Here is a 9,681-nt window from a genome sequence, read left to right as displayed (position 1 = left end):
GATCGAGCTGCAGGTGTCCAAGGGCAATCAGTTCGTCATGCCGGACGTGTCTGGCATGTTCTGGACCGACGCCGAACCACGGCTACGCGCGCTGGGCTGGACGGGGATCCTGGACAAGGGCGCCGACGTCGACGCCGGTGGCTCCCAATCCCATCGGGTGGTGTATCAGAACCCGCCGGCCGGCTCCGGGGTCAACCGGGACGGCATCATCACGCTGAAGTTCGGTCAGTAGCCGGCGGGTCGGCCGGAAAATACGGCCGCACGGCGGCGTGCACGTCATTCTCGAGTCGGCGCACCAATGTGTCGTTGCGCTCCCACCCGCAATCGGCGAGCCAATTCGCCAGCATTCGATGGCCGCCCTCGGTCAGGATCGACTCCGGGTGGAACTGGACACCGTGAATCGGCAATTCGGTGTGCCGCACACCCATGATCACGCCGCTTCGCGTCTGAGCCGTGACCTGCAGCACCGGGGGCAGCGACTCGGGCAAGATGGTCAGCGAATGATAGCGAGTCGCCGTGAAGGGATCCGGAAGTCCTTGCAGCACACCGACATTGCTGTGGTGGACGCTGCTGGTCTTGCCGTGCAGCAGTTCGGGCGCGCGGTCGACGGTGGCACCGAAGGCGACGCCGATGGCCTGGTGCCCCAGGCACACCCCGAGCAGCGGAGTCCGCTCGGCGGCACAAGCCCGAACCATCGGAATCGACGAGCCCGCGCGCTCCGGGGTGCCCGGCCCCGGACTGAGCAGCACGCCGTCGAACCGGCGGGCGACTGCGGCCTCGTCGGAGAGCCGGGTGTCGTCATTGCGCCAGACTTCAGCGTCCACACCCAGCTGACCGAGGTACTGCACCAGGTTGAACACGAAGCTGTCGTAGTTGTCGACAACCAGGATCCGCATCGTGCCAGGTTACCGTCCGACGGCGGTCGCGCTGCTGGTCAGTAGGCATCAGTAGCTGATCGGGCCGTTGGGCTGCGCGGAATGCAGCCGGTCGGGCTCGAAATGGCCGACGACCTGCACGTCGGACTTGACCTCTTCCTGGTAGCCGAGGCCGAAGCGGACGACGTACTGCTTGTAGAGGACCACTAGGGGAGCGGCGGCGAGGGCGGCTTGCATGGCAGTCGCGTTGCCGATCGCGGTGATCGTGTACGGCGGGCTGTAGGTGCGCCCGTTGAGCAGCAGCGTGTTGCCGACGCAGCGCGGTACCGACGTCGCGATGATCCGCTGGTCCTGCATCTGGATCGCCTCGGCACCGGCGCTCCACAACGCGTTGAGCACTGCCTGGATGTCTTGCTGATGCACCACCAGATCGTCGGGTGACGCATCGCGGGGGAAACGGCCGTTGGCGTCGCGCTGCGCATCCGCGAGGGTGACCGCAAGGCCCGGTCCGTGCACTGGGCTCATCCCCGCCTCGCCGGCGAGCTGGGTGGAGCGGCGCAGCATGGCCGCGAGCGCGGCATCCGACGACCGCCCGTGCGCGGCGTCGATCTTGCCCGCCAGCGCCTCGCGCTGGGCGCTTAGCCGGTTCACCGAAGACTGGGTCTCGCGGACCAGGTCCACCAGCCGCGGGGCATCACTGCGGCGGATTTCGGCGCCGCCCGAGACTGCGTGGGTAGCGGCGAGCAGCAGTCCGGCCAGTAGACAGACGACCGGGACGCCAAAGCGCCATGGCGACCGGCGCGTCTGGATCATCGCCTCTCCATTTCCTGATCACCGCCCCGGGTGAGTTAGTCTCGTAGCCAAGCTATGGGTGCAGTTGCAGTGTTTATCGTTGCACCCCGTCCTGCTCACCGTGTCGTTGAGGTAATCCGCGAGGTCATCATGCCCAAGTCCAAGGTCCGCAAGAAGAATGACTTCACCGTCAGCGCGGTTAGCCGCACCCCGGTGAAAGTCAAGGTCGGACCATCGAGCGTGTGGTTCGTCGCGCTGTTCATCGGTCTGATGCTGATCGGTCTGGTCTGGCTGATGGTGTTTCAGTTGGCCGCGGTCGGGAGCCAGGCGCCGGCCGCCCTGAACTGGATGGCGCAATTGGGCCCGTGGAACTACGCCATCGCGTTCGCTTTCATGATCACCGGTTTGTTGCTCACGATGCGCTGGCACTGATCAGGACAGTCCGCGTAATGAATTCATTTTTGGTCTGATTCGTCACTGCGTCAGCAACTTTCCGGCCACCCAATCACACGCGTGTGATTTATCCCCACTGTTGATAGCTGATGTGGATAACTGCATAGGCCGTGGTGGGAAGGGTTAAGGAGAGCATGCAGCAAACACAATGGGAGCCGCACACGGCGGGAATCGCTGGTTGTGGAGCCGCAGGCGTTTTAATGGCTATCGCCGCTGTGACCGTGGTCACAGACCCGCCCGGGCGCATTCTCGCGGGCGTTGCCGCGGCAGGTCTGATCTTGTTTGCCGGCGTGTCTTGGCACGCGCGTCCCAAGCTGGCAATCACGCCCGATGGCCTGATGCTCCGCGGCTGGTTCCGAACGCAGTTATTGCAGCATTCCGACATCAAGATCATCCGCATCATCGAGTTCCGCCGCTACGGACGCAAGGTGCGGTTACTCGAGGTCGAGACGGCCGACGGCGACCTGGTGCTGTTCTCCCGCTGGGACCTTGGGACGGATACGGTAGGGGTGCTCGACGCACTCACGGCAGCGGGCTACGCGGGCCGTCAGCAGGGCTGATCGACCCCCGGCTTACCGCCGGGCTCAGGAGATGGTGATCGACTCGATGACGACCGGCTCACTGGGGCGGTCGTTGCCGTCGGTGCCCGTCGTCGAGATCGCTTCGACGACCTTCTGCGACTCGGGGTCGGTGACTTCACCGAAGATCGTGTGGCGCCGGTTCAGGTGCGGGGTTTGTCCCACAGTGATGAAGAACTGCGACCCGTTGGTACCCGGGCCCGCGTTCGCCATCGCCAGTAAGTAGGGCTTGTCGAATTGCAGTTCGGGGTGGAATTCGTCGGCGAACTTGTAGCCGGGGCCGCCGCGACCGGTTCCCGTCGGGTCGCCGCCCTGGATCATGAAGCCCCGGATCACCCGGTGAAAAACCGCGCCGTCGTAGAAGGGGCCGGAGGAGCCTCCCGATGCATTCTGCGTCGAGTAGTCCTTGGTGCCCTGCGCCAGGCCAACGAAGTTGGCGACGGTCTTGGGCGCGTGGTTTCCGAAGAGGGCGACCTTGATGTCGCCGCGGTTGGTGTGGAGCGTGGCGGTAGCAGTCTGAAAGGGGCTGTTGGTCACGGCATCAGAGTCTGCCACTATGGGCGGCCGTTGCCGCACGCGGTGTCACCCAAGGCGAACCGCCGCGGAAAATGCGGCGAGCGCACACCGCGGACGCGGACGTCCCTATGCTGGCAGTCTGTTCAGAAATCGGACTTTCCTGAGCAGGCTTCACAGCGGGCTCTATTGGCGGGACGAAAGGCGACAGATGAGGGTGCAGATGGATTCCCGGCTGACCCCGCGGCAGCGACTGGCCCGCGGCCTGACCTATTCGGCGCAGGGACCGCTGGACGTCACCCGGGGAGTTGTCGGCCTGAGTGTTCAGTCCGCGCAGTCGACCGCCTCGCAACTGCGTCGCCGCTACCAAGAGGGGCAGCTGGCCCGAGACCTCGCCGCGGCCCAAGAAACCCTGGCCCAGGAGCTGGCCGCCGCGCAGGAAGTGGTCACGAGCCTGCCCCAAGCTCTGCAGGACGCGCGACGCGCGCAGCGTCGCAGTAAGCGCCCGTTGGTCGTTGCGGGGGTCGCCGTCGCGGTCCTCGTCGGGGGCGCCGCCGCGTTCAGCATCGTCCGGCGCTCCGTGCGAGCGAAGCCTCAGGAGCCGCAGTCGCGACCGCCCAGCGTCGACGTGCAGCCGCGTCCCTAGGGTCACCGCACGGCTAACCGCAGCCGTTCGCGGCGCCGGACCAGAATGCTCGGCAGCCATTCCCCGATGTCCGTCGCGTCGATCCATGTAGTGCGCTCGAGCAGCATGCGTAACACGATGTTGGCTTCCAACCGGGCTAATGCGGCTCCAACGCAGAAATGGACGCCCTTGCCGAAGCTCACGTGACTCTTGGCGGCGGTGCGGTCGAGCCGAAATTCGCTTGGAGCCTCGAAGTGAACCGGGTCGCGGTTGGCCGCTCCCCACATCAGCAGCAAGTGAGAGTTCGCCGGCACCTCGACCCCACCCAGCGTGGTGTCGCGCCACACGTGACGGTAATGGCCGCGAAACGGCGGCTCAAACCGCAATGTCTCTTCGATGAAAGCGCTTAGTAATTCCGGGTTCTCGCGAAGCTGCTGTTGGATCGCGGGGTGATCGGTGAGGATGCATGCCGCGCTGCCCAGCAGCGATGCGGTCGATTCGCCGGCGGCGCCGAAGAGCGTGAGCATGATGCCCAGCGCCGGCAGTTGGTCGAGTTCGCCCGATGAGTAGCGTGCCGCCAGGTCGCCTATCAGCCCGGATTCTGGCTTGCCGCCGGCCTTTTCGAAATGCTCCAACACATAGCCGGACAGCTCCATCGCGGCTAATCCGGCCTGCTCTAGCTGCTCGCGAGTGACGATCCCGTCGAGCAGTGTGGTGGTGGCGTAGCCGAGCCGAATGAGTTTGTCGGCGTCTTCGTCGGGTAGACCCAGTAGCTTGCAGACCACCATCATCGGCAACCGGTTGGCGATGCTGCCCATCCATTCGATCTGACCGTCGCGCACGTTCTCTTCCCAGAGACCGTCCGCGGTCTGGACCGCGAACTCCTCGATGATCCGCACCCGCTTGGCCGACAAGTGCGGCAGCAGGATCTTTCGGTGCATCGCATGAACCGGGTCATCCGCGGTGGCCAGTGCATGCATCGGGGTTCCCGGCGGCCCCATGTCGAACGGGGTGACGGTGCCGTCCTCGTGAAAGACCATGGTCGCCGTGAGGTTCGACGAGAAATCCTCGACCCGATCCACGGCCTCTTGCACCGCATCCCAACCACACACGGCGTAGAACACGGAGTCGCCGATCCGGTGCACGGGTGCCTCGGCGCGCATCCGGTCATACAGCGGGTAGGGGTCCTGTATCGACTCGCTACCGAAGAACCGGGTCGCACTGTCCAAGACCGCCATGCGCTTCAGGTTCGGTGCAGCTCACCACAGCGTCAATGGGCCGCGGCAAAGTTGAGGAGCGCCGGGTGGTCGACGTTGATGGTGGATGACCGCACGAACCCGTCACCAGCAGTATGTTCGCGTGAGAGAAGCCAGCCAGAAATTCTCATGCTGCGAGAAGCGTTTCTGTGCTCCGCAATATGGGGGAGCATGAATGGATGCCGCGTGACGACTGGTTGGTGGGTCGCGACCGCCGTAGCGAGGCCGCCGAACGGATCTACACCGCGGCTGCTGACCTCATCGTCCGCCGGGGATATGAAGGGTTCACGATCGAAGCCTTAGCCGCCCGGGTTCACTGCTCACCCGCGACGATCTACCGGCATGCCGGCGGCAAGGCGACTATCCGCGACGCCGTCATCGGCATTCAAGCGGCTCGCATCATTGACACCACCCGGGAAGCCATCAAGGACCTCGTCGGGCCGGAGCGCGTCGTGACCGCCACGATCATGGCGCTGGAACGCCTGCGCTCCGACCCACTGGCTCAACTCATGCGGTCGATCCACGCGGCCCCCGTCAGCGATTGGGTCATCAGCTCACCGACCGTGACGGTCTTGGCCGCCGAGATGCTGGGGCCCGGCAACAATGATCCGCTGGCCGCGCAGTGGCTGATCCGCGTCTTCCTGGCGCTGTGGGGGTGGCCCCTCAAAGACCCGGCCGCTGAACGCGCGTTGGTGGAACGCTTTCTCGGCTCGTCGTACACGAGGCAGCGCGAGTAGACGCGCACGTTCGAGCGGCTGCCTTATGGCATCTCCTCGGCCCACGCGATATGTCCTTCGAAGCCAAGCGTGCTCGCCAAGTCGCGGTAGCGATCCCTGAAGCGCGCGTAAGCCTCGGCATCGCCTTGAGCGCGCGCCAGCGCGGCCCGCATCCGCTGCAGCCATGTCTCACGCATCGCCAGGCCCTCATCGGCTGGCACGGTCGCCAACCGCTCGATTGCGGCCTCGGCTTCGGCGACGTCGCTTTCGGTTCCGCGGCCGAGCAGTGTCTCCACCAAGACGCCCGTCGTCAATACTCCCCACGAAAGCCCTTGTCCCCCAAGCATGAGATGGTCGACCGCAGCACGCATCAGGGGTATCGCCTGGTCGCGATCACCACGGCGCGCCATCTCACGGGCCACGTACACGTCAAGCATCGGTACATCGCACAAGAAGTGCCCCCCGCGCCGGAACACTTCGCGGACCTCAGACAGAAGCTGCTGTCCGCGATCACGCTCGTCGTCCGTGTGACGGTGCACCAATGCAAGCCCCAGGGTCAGCCAAGCGACACCTAGTTGAAGGTTGTCGCCTGATGGCTGGGCAATCACCAGCGCGTCCTCGATCTCTCGCACCGTCGAATCGTCGGGTCGAAGCGCGCCGGCCGGTATCCCCGTGGTGTACACGTAGCTGACCACCGTGACGTAGGACAGGGAGTCCGCTCCGTGCGCCATGGCCACGCCGCGCCGCAGGTCGTCTCGCCATCCGGCACGACCCAGGGCCCATCGGGCGGTACCGCGTTGGGCGAATGCGAGCGCCAGGGGAGACCCGAAGAGGAAGTTGCCCTTTGCGGGGTCACCGTCAGCCAGGTCGATGACCCTCTGCGACAGGCGATGCATCTCGGCCCACTCGCCCGTCGCTATCTTGGCGCGGATCGGGGTGAAGGACAGCCCCACCGTCATGGTGGGGTCGCCAATGGACTCGATGAGGGCCATGGCCTCGGAAGCCAGGCGCGACGCCTCGCGCACCCTGTCTTGGAATGCGTGATCCATCACCAACCCCGCCATCGCAATGGCCAGTGACGCCTTATCCCCTGCGGCGCTGCACAACTTCCGCAACTCGTCGAAGCGGTCCCAGATGTTGTTCACGTGCACCCGCCAGGCGATCCCGCACAACATGGTGCGCGGGGCGATGCGCATGGCCGCCCGGTCTGGGTCATCGGTGGGCAAGGCGTCGGCGATCCTGGTGGCACTCTCCCAACTCAGCCGCGCGGCGCCGATGTCGCGGTATCTCGCCCACGTTGCCGCGCGCATGTGCCATCCGTAGGCGCCCCGCAAGTCGCCCGCGGCTTCGAGATGTTCGGCGATCAACGCCGCGTTCTGGTCGGCGGATTCCGGCTCACCCGTCTCGATCGCGCCGGCCAGCCGTTGGTGCATCTTTGCGCGATCGGATCGCAGTTGTGATTCATAAGCGACACTGCGGATCAGCGGGTGGCGAAAGGCGAACTCCGCGCTGGGCGTGAATCGGACCTGATCGATCAGTGCGGCCTTCTGGAGCGCGTCGAGAGCAGCTGTATTGCCCACCGCGACGAGTAGTTCGGGCGTGAACCGCGAGCCGATCACGGCCGCGGCGTTCAGCGTCTGCTTGGCATCGGGATCCAGCCGGTCGATGCGCGCGGCGATCGTGGCCTGCAGCGTCGCCGGAACGGTGACCTCGGCCGGATCCGCGGCGCAGGTGAAACCACCACGGTCACCTTCGAGCACAGCGCGCTCGGCGAGCTCGCGCACGATCTCCTGCGCGAAGAACGGGTTCCCGCCGGCCCGTTCGGCAACGAGCACTTTGATCCCGGCGACTGACGGATCGGGGCCCAACAACTCGTCAAGCAGCGCCGCGGCCTCCGCCTCACTCAAGGGCGAGAGCGAAATCGTCTGCGCGCCGGGCACATTCGCGAGTAGACCGGTGTACTCGGGCCGGTAGGTGATCAGCACCATCGACGGCGTCCGGGGAATGACGGTGAGGAACTCGGCCACCATCGAGTCGCTGACCTCATCGATCCAGTGCGCATCCTCGATGACATAGAGGGCCGGCTGGCTGCGGGACAGCGACATCGAGTTGATCAGAGCGGTCAACCGTCGTCGCCGTGCGTCGGGATGGATCGTCGGAGGTGGTGTGTCGGGGTCTCGAATGCCCATCAGGTCGTAGAGCAGCAGCACGTCCTCATCGGGGACGTCGGGGATCCTGGCACGCACCTGTTCCCGCGCTGCCTCGTCGTCGAGTTCCGTTATTCGGAGCGCTGCGCGCAGCAGCGCGGCCGCCGCGACAAAGGGGACATCGCTGGTGTGTGACTCACAGAACGCTGAAATCACTTCGGCGCCTTTGCGAAGCGCCAACGCGACGGCCTCGTCAGCGAGTCGCGTCTTGCCGATGCCCGCCGGCCCGGCGACACAGACGACACATCCGCGCCCGCTCTTGGATCGGTCCAGGAGACCGGCGATCGTTGTCACTTCCAGCTCTCGCCCGACCAACGCGCCTTGCAAGTCGCCGCTTCGTTGCGGCCCACCGGTCAGGCTGATGAGACGACGGGCCAGGACCGGGACGTCGCTGCCCTTGATGTGCACCTGCTCGGCGTCGGCCAACACGGCGGCCTGCTGAACGAGTCGGGCGGTGGATTCACTGAGCATCACCCCGCCCGGCGGAGCCACAGATTCCATCCGTTGCGCCATCCCGACCTGCTCGCCGATTGCGGTGTAGCCCAAGGGGCCCGAGCCGACCTCACCCGCGATCACCTGCCCCGAGTTCAGCCCTACCCGCAACTGAAGGTCCACACCGTCGCGCTGTTGGACGTCGACCGCAAGCCGCTCGATCTCCTCCTGAAGGCCCAGGGCCGCAAGGCAGGCGCGAAAAGCGTGGTCCTCCATCGTTACCGGTGCGCCGAACACTGCCATGATCCCGTCACCGGTGAACTTGTCCACCGTGCCTCCGTAGCGATGCACCACGTTGCTACAGCGGTCGACCAGTTCGACCATGATTTCGCGCAACCGCTCGGCGCCGACGGCCGCGGCGATGTCCATGGAGTGCACCACATCGGCGAACAGCACCGACACTTGCTTGTACTCCGCATATGCGGCGAGCTCGGCGACCGACGCGCCGCAGCTGTGGCAGAACCGCGCATCCTCGAGGAGTTCGCTGCCGCATGCCTGGCACGCCGCTACGGCCGTCATCCGACCCTCCGCCATCCTCACCCCAGCGTTTGCTGGCTCCTCAAAGGATAGGCCGTCGGGCACCCCCCGAGGGAGTGTTAACTTCTCACTCGGGTGCGGCGGCACAATATTTTGCTGACACTCAGGCCTCAATCCGTGGCAAAGCAGAACAGCCGGTAGGTGGCCTCGCCGTTACCCAGCCGGCGGTAGATCAACGAGCCCGGCCCACCTGCGTAGTCATTAGCTATGCCGCGCAACAGCGCGATGTTCGGTAGACGACGAGTGATTTGATGGACGAACCGGTTTTTCTTCAGCCCGCGCATAACTTCGGCGTTGATGACCCGTTCCGATAACAGCCGCATGGGGATGTTGGCCAGGTCAGCCTCCCAGGCACCAATTTCGTCGGCGTAGCGGATATCGGCGTACAAAAACCGCCCGCCCGGGCGCAGCACGCGTTCCACCTCGGCGAAGAATTTGGGAACGTCTTGGTAGTTGATCGCAGCTTCGACATTGATCACTGCGTCGAAGGACTGATCGGGGAAGGGCAGGCTTTCGGCGTTGCCGTGCACGAAGATCAGGCCGGGCAGGGTGTGCCTCTTTCGGCAGAAGTCGATGCCGACCGTGTTCAGATCCAGACCCGTGTAGGCAGCCGGGTGCAGCGTCCGCATCAAGTACG

11 protein-coding genes are annotated in these 9,681 nt (G+C 65.3%); 5 read left to right on the top strand and 6 right to left on the bottom strand.

The genetic code is table 11. From position 1 onward, the window contains the following. Positions 1–232 (top strand): PASTA domain-containing protein (locus tag VFW69_RS24395; protein ID WP_526505500.1); only part of this gene is annotated, 232 nt, incomplete at its 5' end. Here VFW69_RS24395 and VFW69_RS24390 read toward each other — a convergent pair. Next, positions 210–896, bottom strand: coding sequence for an aminodeoxychorismate/anthranilate synthase component II (locus tag VFW69_RS24390; RefSeq protein WP_526505498.1), 687 nt, complete (start codon positions 894–896; stop codon positions 210–212). The two genes, VFW69_RS24395 and VFW69_RS24390, sit on opposite strands and share 23 nt — an antisense overlap. 48 nt (positions 897–944) lie before the next feature. Beyond that, positions 945–1,688, bottom strand: a complete 744-nt coding sequence (locus tag VFW69_RS24385; RefSeq protein WP_526505496.1) for a DUF881 domain-containing protein — start codon at positions 1,686–1,688, stop codon at positions 945–947. Positions 1,689–1,817: 129 nt separating this feature from the next. Between VFW69_RS24385 and crgA the strand changes: the two genes are divergently transcribed. Next, positions 1,818–2,099: a cell division protein CrgA gene (gene crgA / locus VFW69_RS24380; protein ID WP_083064827.1), complete on the top strand. Its 282-nt coding sequence runs from the start codon at positions 1,818–1,820 to the stop codon at positions 2,097–2,099. Positions 2,100–2,254: 155 nt separating this feature from the next. Beyond that, positions 2,255–2,680: a PH domain-containing protein gene (locus VFW69_RS24375; protein WP_526505494.1), complete on the top strand. Its 426-nt coding sequence runs from the start codon at positions 2,255–2,257 to the stop codon at positions 2,678–2,680. 24 nt (positions 2,681–2,704) lie between these two features. On the opposite strand, the gene VFW69_RS24370 is transcribed toward VFW69_RS24375, so the two are convergent. Next, positions 2,705–3,253, bottom strand: a complete 549-nt coding sequence (locus VFW69_RS24370; protein ID WP_526505492.1) for a peptidylprolyl isomerase — start codon at positions 3,251–3,253, stop codon at positions 2,705–2,707. Between the two features lie 169 nt (positions 3,254–3,422). On the opposite strand from VFW69_RS24370, the gene cwsA reads away from it, so the two are divergent. Then, positions 3,423–3,857, top strand: a complete 435-nt coding sequence (gene cwsA / locus VFW69_RS24365) for a cell wall synthesis protein CwsA (protein ID WP_526505490.1) — start codon at positions 3,423–3,425, stop codon at positions 3,855–3,857. 2 nt (positions 3,858–3,859) lie between these two features. Here the strand turns inward: cwsA and VFW69_RS24360 are convergent, their stop codons facing one another. Continuing rightward, positions 3,860–5,074 (bottom strand): cytochrome P450, encoded by a 1,215-nt coding sequence (locus VFW69_RS24360; protein ID WP_526505488.1) that lies wholly within the window; start codon positions 5,072–5,074, stop codon positions 3,860–3,862. A gap of 197 nt (positions 5,075–5,271) precedes the next feature. Between VFW69_RS24360 and VFW69_RS24355 the strand changes: the two genes are divergently transcribed. Continuing rightward, positions 5,272–5,829, top strand: coding sequence for a TetR/AcrR family transcriptional regulator (locus VFW69_RS24355; RefSeq protein ID WP_526505486.1), 558 nt, complete (start codon positions 5,272–5,274; stop codon positions 5,827–5,829). Between the two features lie 23 nt (positions 5,830–5,852). On the opposite strand, the gene VFW69_RS24350 is transcribed toward VFW69_RS24355, so the two are convergent. Together VFW69_RS24350 and VFW69_RS24345 are read right to left on the bottom strand one after the other, a co-directional pair. Beyond that, on the bottom strand, positions 5,853–9,026 hold the full coding sequence (locus VFW69_RS24350; RefSeq protein ID WP_526505484.1) for an ATP-binding protein: 3,174 nt from the start codon (positions 9,024–9,026) through the stop codon (positions 5,853–5,855). 128 nt (positions 9,027–9,154) lie between these two features. Next, positions 9,155–9,681: class I SAM-dependent methyltransferase (locus tag VFW69_RS24345; RefSeq protein WP_526505482.1), on the bottom strand; the 527-nt coding region annotated here is incomplete at its 5' end.

The sequence above is a fragment of the Mycobacterium sp. genome (assembly GCF_036273375.1).
GTDB lineage: Bacteria > Actinomycetota > Actinomycetes > Mycobacteriales > Mycobacteriaceae > Mycobacterium.
This window is presented reverse-complemented; position numbering and strand designations above follow the sequence as displayed.